Raw genomic sequence first — 14,153 nt, forward strand, 5'->3', positions numbered from 1 at the left:
GGCCTTGTCAGACCCTAAGCCGCCTTTTCGAGCGATGACGCCGGCGTGACGCAGTTTCGGCCCGCGCGTTTAGATTCGTACAGGGCGGCGTCCGCGCGTTCCAGCAGGCTGGCGGCGGTTTCGCCCTTTCGACGCTGGGCGAAGCCAGCAGAGACCGTGACTGAGCCCAGGTCGTCGTTGGTCGAGCGACGGCGCAGCGCGCGTGACGCCACGTCGTTCCGGATGCTTTCCAGCGCCGCCATCACGACGCCGGCGCCTTCACCGGGGAAGATGATGGCGAATTCCTCGCCGCCGAACCGGGCTGCGAATCGGGTCTTGCCGCAGATGTTGGACAAGACGGTGGAGACATAGCGCAGCACCTGATCGCCGGTCTGGTGGCCCCAGGTGTCGTTGAACCGTTTGAAATGATCGATGTCGAGGATGGCCAGGCTGAGCGGCGCGCCGTCGTCGTCAGCGCAGGCGGCCTCAAGCCGTTCATCAAAGGCCTTGCGGTTGGCCAAATTGGTCAAGGCGTCGGTCATCGCGTCGCGGCGCACCTGTTCCAGGTTTTCGCGCAGGCGGATGACTTCCTTGTTGGACTTTTCCAGACGCTTTTCGAGGATCGCCGTTTCGCGGCGCACGCGGTTGGTCGCGGTCGAAAGGCCGCCGACCAGATCCTTCAGCGAAGACGGATCGTCGACAGTTTCCATGCATTGCGAGGCGTCGGCGAGGGTTTCGCCATAATCGTGCTGGGTCTTGTGCGCCATGGCGATGGCGCTGGCGACGCTGGCCAGTTCGCGGTCCAGCACGGCGCCGACGTCGCGAATCTGATCCGGCAGGCGACCGCGCGGCAGGAACTCGGCGGCCAGCATTTCTGACGTCTTGTCTGTGATGACGGCGGACTGCGCCAGAAGACGGCGGATCTCCTGGGCCAGGGGACCGTCGGGGTCGCTGATGTAATGCAGCCAAAGCTCGAAGTTCAGCGGAGTGGGCCACACGCCGGCCTTTTCCATTTCGCCGATGACGTTGCGCGCCAAAGCATAGGCTTGAGGAGCTCTCAGCGCCGTCTCGACCTTTTTCGACATTCTTGTTCCCCTGGGCTCCTGTTCTGGAGCTGTGTCGGGGCGCACACTACGGGATGTTCCGTAATGCAGGGTAAACGACGCGGCGTTTCACCGCGCCGTTGTGTACGAGTTCAGGCGCGGATAACGACGGGCCGACGCAGGAAAGCAGGGATGTCGTCGCCGAAGCCACGCACGCCCTGGCGCTGAGTGTCGCCCTTGTCAGCCTTGCGATCGCCGCGGCGATCGGATTGCAGCAGGTGCGGCTCACGATCTGCACGGTCGGGACGTGGGGCGCGAGCCGTCTCGACGGGTTCGACGGTCGCCTCCGCCTCGACTGCGGCGGCGACAGGAGCCGCGACTTCGACCGGCGTCTCGGCGCGGGCCTTGCGGCGGCTGCGGCTGCGGGGCGCTTCGGCCTCTTCAGACGAAGACGCGGCGGTGACGGGGGCGATGTCGCCAGGCTCGGCGGACGGGGTGGGCGCGCTGCTGGTGCGCGACCGGCTGCGACCGCGTTCGCCCGTGCGTTTGTCGTCGCGGCGCGGGCCGTCCTTGATGGCGGCGAAGTCGATGCCGTCCAGAACCAGCTCTTCCGGATCCTTCTTGATCAGCTTCAGGACCTTATCCAGCGACTTGTCGTCGGCCGGGGTCACGATCATGAAAGCCTGGCCCAGCTTGCCGGCGCGGCCGGTACGGCCGATGCGGTGGACGTAGTCGTCGGCGTGGTGCGAGACGTCGTAGTTGAAGACGTGGCTGACGTCCGGGATATCCAGGCCGCGCGCGGCGACATCGGAGGCGACCAGAATCTTCAGTGCGCCCGAGCGGAAGTCCGCCAGGGTCTTCATCCGGTGCGACTGATCCAGGTCGCCATGGATCGGCGCGGCGTCGAAGCCGTGGGTCTTCAGCGACTTGGCGACGATATCGACTTCGGATTTGCGATTGCAGAAGACGATGCCGTTACGCACGTCCTCACGGCCGACCAAGGCGCGCAGAGCGGTCCGCTTCGCCTTGGGGTCCGAGGTCGGGATGCGGACGATATATTGGGTGATGGTGTCGGCGGTCATCGCCGGACGCGAGGCCTCAATCCGGGTCGGATCCTTGAGGAAGGCGGTCGTCAGGCGCGTGATCTCCGGCGGCATGGTCGCCGAGAAGAACAGCGTCTGGCGACGCGGCGGCGTCAGTTTGAAAATGCGTTCGATGTCGGGGATGAAGCCCATGTCCAGCATCCGGTCGGCTTCATCGACGACCATGATCTCGACGCCGGTGAGCAGCATCTTCCCGCGTTCGAACAGATCCAGCAGGCGGCCGGGCGTGGCGATCAGGACATCGACGCCCTTGTTCAGCGCCGCGACCTGATCGCCCATGGAGACGCCGCCGATCAGCAGGACCCAGCTGAGCTTGGTGCCCTTGGCGTATTTGGCGAAGCTCTCGGCGACCTGGTCAGCCAGTTCGCGCGTCGGCGCCAGGACAATGGCGCGCGGCATGCGGGCCCTGGCGCGGCCGGTGGACAGGCGGTCGACCAGGGGCAGGGTGAAGGCGGCGGTCTTGCCGGTGCCGGTCTGGGCGATGCCCAGAACATCACGTCCGGCGAGGGCGACGGGGATCGCCTGTTCCTGAATGGGCGTGGCGGTCGTGTAGCCGGTGTCGGCGACGGCCTGAAGGGTCGTGGGCGAAAGGCCCAGTTGGGAAAATTCGGTCATGAATCCTTGGGAGAGAAAGCGTCTGCGTGCATAGCAGCGACGGAACCGCCCCTCTTTGGGCGAGCGGGCGGCGCGGATCGCAGACCTGTCCCGAGGCTGGGGGGCATATAGAAGCCCCTGCGCAGAAGTCAAGTATTCCTGGTTTTTCGCTCTGTCGGCCGCAGGCCGTAATTGCGGCTCGCAAACGAAAATCGCCGGACGGCCGTGCCGTCCGGCGATCTGCTGGATCAGAGAGGAAGTGCGATCAGCGCTTGCCGAAGATCATATCTCCCAGCTTGGCGAAGAAGCCCTTTTCCTCGGGCTTGGCGGCGGGCCCCGGGGCCGGCCTGGGGGCTTCGACCGGCTTGGGAGCCGGAGCCGGCGTAGGCGCGGACGCCGCAGCGGCGGGGGCAGCGGCGGGCTTGGGCGCGGTGACGGGGTCCGCAGGCTTGGGCGCCGCTGCGGCCGGCTTGGCGACAGGCGCAGCCTTCGGGGCGGCGGCGGGTTTCGAAGCGGCGGCTTTGGGCGCCGCAGGTTTGGTCGCTGCGGGCTTCGCCGCAGTCGTCTTAGGCGCGGCCGCTTTCGGAGCAGCGGCCTTCACTGCCGCCTTGGCGGCGGCGGGTTTGGGTGCAGCAGCCTTGGGCGCTGCTTTCGGAGCAGCCTTGGCGGCAGGGGTGGTTTTCGGCTTGGCTGCGGCCTTGGCGGCGACGGGCTTGGCGGCGGCCTTGGGGGCCGCGGTTTTGGGCGCCGCAGCCTTGGGCGCGACAGCCTTCGCGGCGGCGGCCTTCGGCGCAGCGGTTGCCGGCTTGGCAGCGGCCTTGGGCGCTGCGGTTTTCTCGGCGGCGGTCTTCACAGCGCTCGACTTCGGCGCGGCTTTAGGCTTGGAAGCGGCGGTCGCCGGCTTTGGCGACGCTGGTTTAGACGTAGACGGTGACTTGGCCATGTATTCCCCGACCCCTCGGTTTGATAAAAACGCGGCGGCGACGGGCGTTCAGCACCGGATCGCTACGATTCGCCATATTACCGGTGTTTGAAAAATGTCCGAGTCCGCACTTCAGATAATCGCACGCGGCCCGCGCGCCGCCGCAGAGGCCGCCGCAGAGGCCGTAGACGCCGATCCGCGACTGGAAGGCGCGACCTATTCGATCCTGGAAGAGGACGAGGACAATGACGTCTGGCGCATCGACGCTTTTCCCACGACCGATGACGAGGTCGAGGGGCTGAAGGCGGTGCTGGCGGGCTATCCGGTGACGGTGCTGGTCGAGAAGCTGGCGGACGCCGACTGGCTGGCTATGTCGCTGTCGGGCCTGCCGCCCGTCGAGGCCGGACGGTTCTTCGTCTATGGCGCGCACGATCAGGGCAAGGTGCCCGACGGCCGCGTCACGCTGAAGATCGACGCCGGCGCCGCCTTCGGCACGGGCCACCATGGCACGACGGTCGGCTGCCTAGAGGCGTTCGACAAGCTGCTGGAGACCGAAAGCTTCGAGAAGGTGCTTGACGTGGGTTGCGGCACGGGCGTGCTGGCGATCGCGGCGGCCAAGACCGGCACGCCCATCGCGGTCGGCACCGACATCGACGAGCCCTCGGCCCGGATCGCCAATGAGAACGCCGAGATCAACGAGGCCAAGTGCGACTTCTATTTCGCCGATGGTCTCAGCGATCCGCGCATCGCCCAGCATCAGCCGTATGACTTGGTGTTCGCCAACATCCTGGCCGCGCCGCTGGTGCATCTGGCGCCCGAGATCGCGGCTGCGCTGAAGAGCGGCGGGGTCGCGATCCTGTCGGGCCTGTTGCGCACGCAGGAGGAGCGGGTGCTGGAGGCCTATCTGCCGCTGGGCTTTACGGTCGAACAGACCATCCATCACGACGCCTGGAGCGCCCTGCAACTGCGCAAGGGCTGAGGATCGATCATGCGCCAGACTTTCGATGAGACGACCGACCCGTCCTTTGGGGCCAAGCACCTGCCGCTGCTGCGCGCCGAAATGGCCAAGCAGGGGCTGGACGGGTTTCTGATCCCGCATGAGGACGAGCATCAGAACGAATATCTGCCGGACGCCAATGAGCGGCTGGCCTGGGCGACCGGCTTCACCGGGTCGGCCGGGGCGGCGGTGGTGTTTCAGGATCGGGCCAGCATGTTCACCGACGGTCGTTACACCGTTCAGGTGAAGGCCCAGACCGATCCGGCCCTGTTCGAGCGGCGCGACCTCAACGACGTGGCGGCCTATCTGGAGACGGCGGCGAAGGGGGCGGTGATCGGATACGATCCACGTCTGCACAGCCCGGATGCCCTGGTCGCCCTGAAGGCTGCGGCGCAGAAGGCGGGGGCTGAGTTGCGCGCCGTCGACGCCAATCCGCTGGATCTGGCCTGGGGCGCCGATCGTCCGGCCCAGCCGACGGCGCCGGTCGTGCCGCATGAGGACGCCTATTCCGGCGAAAGCCATGCGGCAAAGCGGGCGCGGATCGGCAAGGCCGTGGCGGACGCCGGCGCAGACGCGGTGGTGCTGACGGCGCCGATGTCGATCGCCTGGCTGTTCAATGTGCGCGGCGGGGACGTGATCCGGTCGCCCCTGCCGATCGGTCAGGCCATCCTGGCGGCGGACGGGAAGGCGCGGCTGTTCCTGGACCCGGCCAAGGTGACGAACGCGTTGCCGGCCTGGCTGGGCGACGATGTCCGCATCGAGGCGACCGAGCAGCTGCCGGCTGCGCTGGACGGGCTGTCGGCCCGAAAGGTCATGATCGATCCGTCGCTGTCCTCGGCCTGGTATTTCGACCGGCTGGACGCGGCAGGCGCGACGGTGGTGCGGGCGATGGATCCCTGCGCCATTCCCCGGGCGGCCAAGAATGCGGTGGAGATCGAGGGCAGCCGTCAGGCGCATACCCGCGACGGGGCGGCGCTGAGCCGGTTCCTGCACTGGGTCGACACCGTGGTGCAGGAGACCCTGCCGGACGAGCGCGAAGTGGTTGAGGCGCTGGAGCGATTCCGCGAGCAGACCGGGGCGCTGAAGGACCTGAGTTTCGACACCATCGCCGGGGCCGGGCCGAACGGGGCCTTGCCGCATTACAAGCCGGTGGGCGCCAGCATTCGCAAGGTCGAGAAGGGCTCGCTGCTGCTGGTGGACGGCGGCGGTCAGTATCTGGACGGCACGACCGATGTGACCCGCACCATGGCTGTGGGCGAGCCGAGCGAGGACCAGCGCCACAAGTTCACGCTGGTGCTGAAGGCGCATATCGCCATGGCGACGATCCGTTTCCCGGCCGGGACCAGCGGAATGGCGCTGGACGCCATTGCACGTGCGCCGATGTGGGCGGCGGGGCTGGATTACGATCACGGCACCGGCCACGGCGTCGGCAGCTATCTGGGGGTCCACGAGGGGCCGCAGCGGATCGCGAAATGGGGCACGCCCCAGCCGCTGCTGGAAGGGATGATCCTGTCCAACGAGCCCGGCTATTACCGGGAAGGCCATTGGGGCATCCGCATCGAGACCTTGCAGGTGGTGACGCCGGCGGTGGTCCCCGAGGGCGGCGAGCGACCGATGCACGGGTTCGAGCAGCTGACGTTCGCGCCGATCGACCGCAAGCTGATCGCAGTCGAGATGCTGACGCCGGACGAGCGGGCCTATATCGACGCCTATCACGCCGAAACGCTGGCCAAGGTCGGGCCATTGATGGACGGCGAGGCGCTGGACTGGCTGAAGCGGGCCTGCGCGCCGCTGTGAGCTAGAGCACCGGAACCCGTCGCCTCAGGTGGGTGACGGGGACCGTCAGTTCGGCCAGCGCGGCCTTCATCGCCTCGTAGCCTGTGGAGACGGGGCCGTCGTAGGTCTTCCAGTCGCGAATGTCGCTGCCGGCGACCTGAGGCAGGACCAGAATGTCGGCGTCGGCGCGCGACTGCGTCATCTCGGCGTCGGTGGTGATGGTCGCCGAGCGCATCAGGATGGAGACGATGGGCGGGCCGGCCTTCCAGGCGCCGGACAGGACCCATTTCCACCAGGACGGCGGATTCTCCAGCGCCTGGGGATCGACGCCGCGCGTCTGGGACATGTCGACACCGATGATCGGCCCGCTGTTCAGCTGGCGCATCACGCTGGTGGGAAAGTTCTTCAGAACGGCGCCGTCCACCAGCACCTGACCGTCCATCACGACCGGCGGCAGGACGCCGGGAATGGCGATGGAGGCGCGCATGGCCCGCCGCATCAGGCCCGTGCGATGCGCCTCGATCCGGCCCGAGGTCAGGTTCGAAGAGACGGCGAAGAAGGGCAGGGCCAGGTCCGCCAGGTCGATGTCGCCGTAGGCCTGTTCCAGCAGGCGGGCGACCTTGCGGGCGCGGGACATGGCGATGATCGGCACCGCGAGGTCCGACAGCGGGTCGGACTCGACGAAGGCGCGCCGAATCTCGAAATCCAGGCGTTCGAAGGACCAGCCCAGGGCCGGGCCGGCGGCGACGACCGCGCCCATGGAGGCGCCGCCCGCGAAGTCGATGGGGACCTTGGCCTCTTCCAGCGCCCGGATCGCGCCGATGTGGCAATAGGCCCGCGCGCCGCCGCCGGACAGAACCAGGCCGACCGCCGTGCCGGTGACGACGCGGGCGATGCGCTCTGCGTCTGTGGCCAGTCCTTCGACGCAATGGAACCAGCGATCGGGCTGTAGCGCATCCAGCCAGACGCGCGTGTTGGCCGGGTGATGCATGCGCGGATCGCGCAGCAGGATTAGGTCGGTCAGGCGGCGGCCGTCGCCGAAGCCCTGGCGGCGCGGCACGGCGGACGGCGGAGCCAGAAGGCCGCTGCCGACGATGAACATCCGGTCCACCTGACGCGCGCACAGGCTGGCCCAGGCGGGCTGATCCTGTTCGGCGACATAGAGGACATAGTCGTGGTCGCCCTCCACCCGGCTGAACCATTCGGACGCCGAGGCCAGGGCCGACTGGTCGATGACCTGACAGGTGAAGCCCATGGCCTGGATGGCGGCGGCGATGCGTTCGACGAAGGCGCGGATTGGCCGGGGACGGGCCGAGACGAAGCCGAAGACGCTGGGCTCGGATGCGCCGGCGGTGCGTTCGCGGGCGCGGTGGATCATCAGCCGCGACAGCTCGACCATCAGGTCCGGTTCGGTGCGGGCGGCCTCGAAGAAGGCTTCGCGCGGCAGGGCCAGGATCTCGCTGTCCCGCAGGGCGACGACGGTGGCGGTGTGCGGCGTGCCGGCCAGCATGGCCATCTCGCCCACCGGCTCGCCCGCCTTGACCACGCCCAACATGTGCGGCGGCTGATCCGCCTCCATCCGAAACACGCCCAGTCGGCCGGAGCGGACCAGATACAGGGTGTCGGCCGGATCGCCTTCGGTGAACAGCGGCTCGCCGCCGGTCAGCGCAAACCAGCTGGCCCGGTCGACCATGCGACCTTCGAAGATTCGCGCGAGCGAGGTCGCCAGCGTGTCGGGGCGAAGCGTGGCCATGATCCGTTTGTAGGCGCGATTCTCAAGCGGGTGAATTGGGATGTTTGGGCGTGCGACGGCGCCCTCGCGCGATCGCAGCGAAGTCTGGAGGGCTGGGCGGAGCGCCGGGCCTTCGCCCGGAGTGTGAGTTTGTAAGTACCGTTTCGACGAAGGGTGTGACGCTCCGCGCGGGGGGTTGGCCTGCAAGCTCGGGGCGCCGAGCGGTGGCGGTCTTATCGCCTAACCCCATAAGCCTGCGACGGGCGGGTCGGAGCAGCGATCCCCGATCCCCGGTTCGGCCGAGTATCCCCCTCGACCCTGCGACGCGACTGCGGACGCCGGGGCGATTCCCCGACCGATCAGCCCCGGCGCCGCGATGGGGTCTCACCATCGCCCCCGTTCCCTCCGCTCTCGCCGCCGCAAGGTCGCAGGCCTTACGAGCCCTCCATGCGACGAGACGGATGTATTATGGGGCCGTTTGAGCCCGTGGATGGGAGACGGGGGACATAAATCGGCAAGCGATTGAAATCGCTGCGGATGAACCAGCGGCATTGCGATGGCTGAGCATCGTCTCCTCCCCATTTCATGGGGAGGTGGCTCGAAGCGTAGCGGAGAGACGGAGGGGCTCTTCAGCGCATCCCGGCGCCTAAGCGGCGTCAAGAACCCCTCCACCGCTTCGCGGTCCCCCTCCACACGCGTGGGGAGGAGACATTAAGCTTCTCGCGTTGCCCGATTCCGCGTGGGCGGGTAGAGCGTTCGGCTTCTCCCGCCCAGCCGAAGTTTCAGACCATGCACGACATCAGAGCCATTCGCGAGAACCCCCAGGTTTACGTGGCGGGCTGGTCGTCGCGCGGGGTGGATGAGGCCGACGGGCTGGTGGCGGACATCCTGCGGCTGGACGGCGAACTGCGTCACGCCCAGACGACGGGTCAGGACGCCCTGGCCAAGCGTAATGCAGCCTCCAAGCTGATCGGCGCCGCCATGGGGCGCAAGGACATGGCAGAGGCGGATCGCCTCAAGGCCGAGGTCGAGGCGCTGAAAGGCGACATCGCTGCGGCGTCCGAGGTCGAGGCGCGCGTCGGCAAGGAGCTGCGCGACCTGCTGGCGGCGCAGAAGAACCTGGCGGCCGAGGATGTGCCGGACGGCGAGGACGAGGCGGCCAATGTCGAGGTCTCGACCTGGGGCGAGCCGCGTCGCACCGGTCCGGCCAAGGATCACGCCGACCTGGGCGAGGCCCTGGGGATGCTGGACTTCGAGGTGGCGGCGAAGATGTCGGGCGCGCGGTTCGCGGTGCTGAAGGGGCAATTGGCGCGGCTGGAACGGGCCGTGGGCCAGTTCATGCTCGATATGCAGACGGACCAGCACGGCTATCTGGAAGTGAACCCGCCGTATCTGGTGCGCGACGAGGCGATGTTCGGGACCGGGCAGTTGCCGAAGTTCGAAGAGGATTTGTTCTCTGCTGGTACGCCGGATTTCGATCGGTGGGGTGCTGAACTCGGCGAAGCGCTGGTCTTGGCTCAAGAAGACGGCCGCGACGTCGATGAGGCAGTCGGAGAAGCCTTTGCTCAAGTTGAGTATGGCTGGAAAAATGACCGTCGCTTCCTAATCCCAACGGCCGAAGTCTCCCTGACCAATCTCGTGCGCGAGACCATCCTGTCCGAGGACGAGCTGGCGACGCCGATGCGGATGACGGCGTTGACGCCGTGCTTCCGGGCCGAGGCGGGGTCGGCGGGGCGCGATACGCGCGGGCTGATCCGCCAGCACCAGTTTTCGAAGGTCGAGATGGTGTCGATCGCGCGGCCGGAAGACAGCGACGCCGAGCATGAGCGGATGACGGCCTGCGCCGAGGCGGTGCTGAAGGCGCTAGAGCTGCCGTTCCGGCGGATGCTGCTGTGCAAGGGCGACATGGGCTTTTCGGCGCAGAAGACCTTCGACCTGGAGGTCTGGCTGCCCAGCCAGGGAACCTATCGCGAGATCAGCAGCTGCTCGAACTGCGGCGACTTCCAGGCCCGGCGCATGGATGCGCGGTTCAAGCGCGCCGGCGAGAAAAAGACGGAGTTCGTCCATACGCTGAACGGCTCGGGCCTGGCGGTCGGCCGGACGCTGGTGGCGATCATGGAAAACTATCAGCAAGACGACGGGCGGATCGCCGTGCCGGCGGTGTTGCAGCCCTATATGGGCGGTCTGCAGTTCGTGGGCGGCTGATGCGTATTCTTCTGACCAATGACGACGGGATCGAGGCCGAAGGCCTGGAATGCCTCGAGCGGATTGCGCGCACGCTGAGCGACGACGTTTGGGTGTGTGCGCCCGCCGTCGAACAGTCGGGCAAGGGGCGGGGGATCACCCTGACCGAGCCGCTGCGGGTACTGAACCTGGGCGAGAAGCGGTTCGCGGTGACGGGCACGCCGACCGACTGCGTCGTGCTGGCGGTCAACGACCTGATGCCGGAGAAGCCCGATCTGGTGCTATCGGGCGTCAATCGCGGGCACAATATCGGCGAGGACGTCAGCTATTCCGGCACAGTGGCGGGCGCCTTGCAGGGGATGGCGTTCGGCATCCGCTCCATCGCCCTGAGCCAGAGCCTGGAGCGGTTCCACGACGAGGTGGTCGCGCACTGGGAGACAGCGGAAGCCTTTGCGCCTGCGATCATCAGCCGCCTGCTGGAGCAGAAATGGGCGAACGGGGTGGTGATGAACCTGAACTTCCCCAACCGGCCGCCCGAAGCCGTCGATCAGGTCGAGGTGACGACCCAGGGCTTCCGCAATGTCGGCGAGATGCATGCGGTGCGGCGCACGGACCTGCGCGGGCGGGACTATTACTGGATGAGCTTCCGGGGGGAGAAGCAGGAGCATGCCGAGGGCACGGACCTGCGGGCCATCGAGGAGGGGCGGATCTCGGTCACGCCGCTGCATATCGACCTGACGCACATGACCAGCGTGAATGACCTGAAGAAGGTGCTGGGCGGGGCGCCGCCGAAGAGCGTGGCGACCGCCGCATGAATCTGCACGACGACCGGGCCGGGCGGCTGATCCTGTCGCTGCGGCAGCAGGGGGTCACGGACCCGCGCGTGCTGAAGGCGATGGAGAGCATCGACCGGGCGGTCTTCGTGCACGAGAAGTTCCTGGATCAGGCGTGGGAGGATCAGGCCCTGCCGATCGACTGCGCCCAGACGATCAGCCAGCCCTATATCGTCGGCCTGATGACCCAGGCGCTGGAGGTGCAGGCGCGCCACCGGGTGCTGGAGATCGGCACCGGCAGCGGATACCAGTGCGCGGTGCTGAGCCGGCTGGCGCGCTATGTCTATTCGGTGGAGCGGTATCGCAGCCTTCTGGTCGAGGCCGAAGCCCGACTGCGGGTGCTGAAGATTGAGAACGTCATCACCAAGCACGGCGACGGCGGCCTGGGTTGGGCCGAACAGGCTCCGTTCGACCGGATCATGGTCACGGCCGCGTCGCCGACCGAGCCGACCGAACTGCTGAAACAGCTGAAGCCGAACGGGGTGCTGGTCGCGCCGGTGGGGCGCACGTCGGTGCAGATGCTGCATCGCTACGTCGGACAGGGCGACGGGTCGTTCCACCGCGAGAGCCTGACGGAAGTGCGTTTCGTTCCCTTGGTCGAGGGGACGGCGAAGGAGGGGTGACAGCTGTGGGTTGAGCCTGCATGGTTCACCGATGGTCCGCCTGAAGCTCGCAACAGCAATCCTGATGTTTTCCGCGTCAGTAGCCAGCGCGCAGACTTGGCCGGTATGTTTCGATGTGGACGAGAATCTATCGTCCGAGGGCTACGCAAGTTTGCGTTCTGCGAATGCAGCGTTTGACCAGGCGGCCGACTGGCGCGCCTCCGCCACTCTCTTCCGACAAGCTGACTATAGGGCTGACGATAGCGTCGCAGTCGAGCGGACGAACACAGCCTTTATCGAAGCGGTTCGGACCGGTTTTCCGCCGACGATAGCTGTAGTGACGGCCTACGAACCCTTGCCTGAAGGGTGTCTCGCGATTGAGGTGAAGCACCACGACAGACTGCAACCGCCCACACTCTGGCACTATCATGGGGTTTTCTTCGAGAGCGGTAGCACAGTCGTCGATCGAAAATGGGATTTCCGGCTTCGCCTTTACGCCGCAACATACCGACCCGGAACTCGCGTCATTCTGCAAGGGTATGCGGATACACTTGGTTCACCTGAAGCCAACTTGGCGCTCAGTCGCAAACGTGCAGAGGCGGTGGCGGATGCTTTCATTCGGTTGGGCGTTCGGGCCGAGGACATTGAGGTCACGAGCTTTGGAGAAGCCAACTTGATGAGACCGTCATCAGATGAAGCATCGGAGTCTATGAATCGCCGTGTTTGGATCGAGATGCGCGAAGCGGCACCCCGTTAACCTTCGCGCCCCAATTCCGCGATGATTGCGGGGTTGGCTTATGGGGCGCGAGCGGGCACACCGGGCGGGCGAGTTTAACCACGAATGGGAGCAGCCGGTGGCGATGATTTCGGGCTGGATGAGGGCGGTTCTGGTCGCGGGGGCGGCGTTGAGCACGGCGGCCTGCATCAGCTATCCTTCGGAGCCGCGCTATTCGACGCATGCGAACCCGGCGCCGGCCTATGGTCCGGGGCAGGGCGCCTACCCGCAGCAGCCGACCTATCCGAACGCCGGCCAGAATTCGAACCAGCCCTATCGGCCGGCTCCTTACGAATCGCCGCCGCCCGCGACGGCGCCGATTGGTCAGGTGGACGGCGGAGCCTTGCCGCCGACGGTCAATGTCGGTCCGAGCCAACCGACCTATCTGCCTCCGGCGTCGCAGCCGCCCGCCTATACGCCGCCGTCCTATCCGTCGTCGTCGGCCCCGGTGCGTCCGGGCGCGGCCTATATCATCCAACCGGGCGACACGATTTCGGGCGTGGGACGTCGGTTCCAGACCCCGGTCCAGACGCTGATCGACCTGAATGGCCTGGGGCCGCGCGGGGCGATCACGACGGGCCAGCGAATCATCCTGCCTGAAGCGGCGGTGGATACCGGCCGCGATCCTTACGCGACCGGCGCCTCGCCCGTCGGCGTGCTGGTGCCCAACAACGGCGCCGTGCCGCCGCCCCCGCCGCCGCCCTCGGGCAATGCGGCCCTGCCGGTCCAGACGCGTCCTGTCGAACAGACCAACGCCGCCGGCGCCGCTGCCGGTCAGCCGAACCTGCTGTGGCCAGTGCGCGGCGACATCGTGCGGCGTTTCGGCCCGGTCGGCATGGGCGAGCGGAACAACGGCATCAACATCGGCGCCTCGGCCGGCGCGACGGTCAGCGCCTCTGCGGCCGGGCGCGTGGCCTATGTCGGCAGCGATCTGGTAGGACAGGGGCTGACGGTGCTGATCGTGCACGCCAACGGCTGGCGCACGGTCTATGGCCATCTGGGTTCGGCGACGGTCAAGGACGGGGACGACGTTCGCGCGGGCCAGCAGATCGGCACCGTAGGTCTGACGGCCGGCGACGGACGCCCCTCGATCCACTTCGAGACGCGTCAGATGCGCGGCGATGATCCGGTCGCGGTCGATCCTTTGACAGTGTTGCCCAGGTAGCGCTTTCGCCGCGTTGCATTCCACGAAGCGGAGCCCTAGGTTCCGCGCCTCGTTTTTGATGGGCGCCGATGACGGCCGCCCCCTATCTTTTTGCGGAGACTACCATGGGCGCTGAAGGCGGCTTGACGGCGCAGTTGATCGGGTTTGCGCCCATCATCGGTATTTTCATCCTGTTCTACTTCCTGCTGATCCGTCCGCAGCAGAAGCGCGCCAAGGAGCACGCGACCGCCATCGCCGCCGTCAAGCGTGGCGATACCGTCGTCCTGGGCAGCGGCATGATCGGCAAGGTCACCCGCGTCGAAGAGGCCGAGGTCAACGTCGAGATCGCCCCCAGCGTCAATGTGCGCGTGGTCAAGGCCATGATCGCCGAGGTGCGCAACCGCACCGCCATCGCCGCCAACGATTCCAAGGCCTGATACGCTCGCGTATCCGCCGATACCTGGACCGC

Annotated in this window: 12 protein-coding genes; 8 read left to right on the forward strand and 4 right to left on the reverse strand. The window is 67.0% G+C overall.

The window, feature by feature from the left end:
- Positions 1 to 14 precede the first annotated feature (14 nt).
- The 3 genes from A4249_RS04610 to A4249_RS04620 form a co-directional block, all read right to left on the reverse strand.
- A complete protein-coding gene (locus A4249_RS04610) occupies positions 15 to 1,064 on the reverse strand; it encodes a GGDEF domain-containing protein (RefSeq protein ID WP_066551377.1) in 1,050 nt (349 codons plus the stop codon).
- Between the two features lie 110 nt (positions 1,065 to 1,174).
- A complete protein-coding gene (locus A4249_RS04615; protein ID WP_066551378.1) occupies positions 1,175 to 2,740 on the reverse strand; it encodes a DEAD/DEAH box helicase in 1,566 nt (521 codons plus the stop codon).
- A 244-nt stretch (positions 2,741 to 2,984) separates the two neighbouring features.
- Positions 2,985 to 3,572: a hypothetical protein gene (locus A4249_RS04620; protein WP_066551379.1), complete on the reverse strand. Its 588-nt coding sequence runs from the start codon at positions 3,570 to 3,572 to the stop codon at positions 2,985 to 2,987.
- A 184-nt stretch (positions 3,573 to 3,756) separates the two neighbouring features.
- Between A4249_RS04620 and A4249_RS04625 the strand changes: the two genes are divergently transcribed.
- Positions 3,757 to 4,620, forward strand: a complete 864-nt coding sequence (locus A4249_RS04625; protein WP_066551380.1) for a 50S ribosomal protein L11 methyltransferase — start codon at positions 3,757 to 3,759, stop codon at positions 4,618 to 4,620.
- 9 nt (positions 4,621 to 4,629) lie between these two features.
- Entirely contained in the window at positions 4,630 to 6,435 is a 1,806-nt protein-coding gene (locus A4249_RS04630; protein WP_066551381.1) for an aminopeptidase P family protein, read from the forward strand.
- Position 6,436: 1 nt separating this feature from the next.
- Here the strand turns inward: A4249_RS04630 and A4249_RS04635 are convergent, their stop codons facing one another.
- Positions 6,437 to 8,167 (reverse strand): patatin-like phospholipase family protein, encoded by a 1,731-nt coding sequence (locus tag A4249_RS04635; RefSeq protein WP_066551382.1) that lies wholly within the window; start codon positions 8,165 to 8,167, stop codon positions 6,437 to 6,439.
- A gap of 768 nt (positions 8,168 to 8,935) precedes the next feature.
- On the opposite strand from A4249_RS04635, the gene serS reads away from it, so the two are divergent.
- The 6 genes from serS to yajC all read left to right on the forward strand — a co-directional run bounded on the left by serS (position 8,936) and on the right by yajC (position 14,121).
- A complete protein-coding gene (gene serS, locus A4249_RS04640; protein WP_066551383.1) occupies positions 8,936 to 10,351 on the forward strand; it encodes a serine--tRNA ligase in 1,416 nt (471 codons plus the stop codon).
- Positions 10,351 to 11,145, forward strand: a complete 795-nt coding sequence (gene surE / locus A4249_RS04645; protein ID WP_045810750.1) for a 5'/3'-nucleotidase SurE — start codon at positions 10,351 to 10,353, stop codon at positions 11,143 to 11,145. The genes serS and surE overlap by 1 nt, the downstream gene beginning before the upstream one ends.
- On the forward strand, positions 11,142 to 11,786 hold the full coding sequence (locus A4249_RS04650) for a protein-L-isoaspartate(D-aspartate) O-methyltransferase (RefSeq protein ID WP_045810751.1): 645 nt from the start codon (positions 11,142 to 11,144) through the stop codon (positions 11,784 to 11,786). The genes surE and A4249_RS04650 overlap by 4 nt, the downstream gene beginning before the upstream one ends.
- 31 nt (positions 11,787 to 11,817) lie before the next feature.
- A complete protein-coding gene (locus A4249_RS16245) occupies positions 11,818 to 12,522 on the forward strand; it encodes an OmpA family protein (RefSeq protein ID WP_082854055.1) in 705 nt (234 codons plus the stop codon).
- 103 nt (positions 12,523 to 12,625) lie between these two features.
- Positions 12,626 to 13,705: a peptidoglycan DD-metalloendopeptidase family protein gene (locus A4249_RS04655; protein ID WP_055804954.1), complete on the forward strand. Its 1,080-nt coding sequence runs from the start codon at positions 12,626 to 12,628 to the stop codon at positions 13,703 to 13,705.
- Positions 13,706 to 13,809: 104 nt separating this feature from the next.
- Entirely contained in the window at positions 13,810 to 14,121 is a 312-nt protein-coding gene (gene yajC, locus A4249_RS04660; protein ID WP_017504795.1) for a preprotein translocase subunit YajC, read from the forward strand.
- The last annotated feature ends 32 nt before the right edge of the window (positions 14,122 to 14,153 follow it).

This window comes from Brevundimonas sp. GW460-12-10-14-LB2 (genome assembly GCF_001636925.1).
Classification (GTDB): domain Bacteria; phylum Pseudomonadota; class Alphaproteobacteria; order Caulobacterales; family Caulobacteraceae; genus Brevundimonas; species Brevundimonas vesicularis.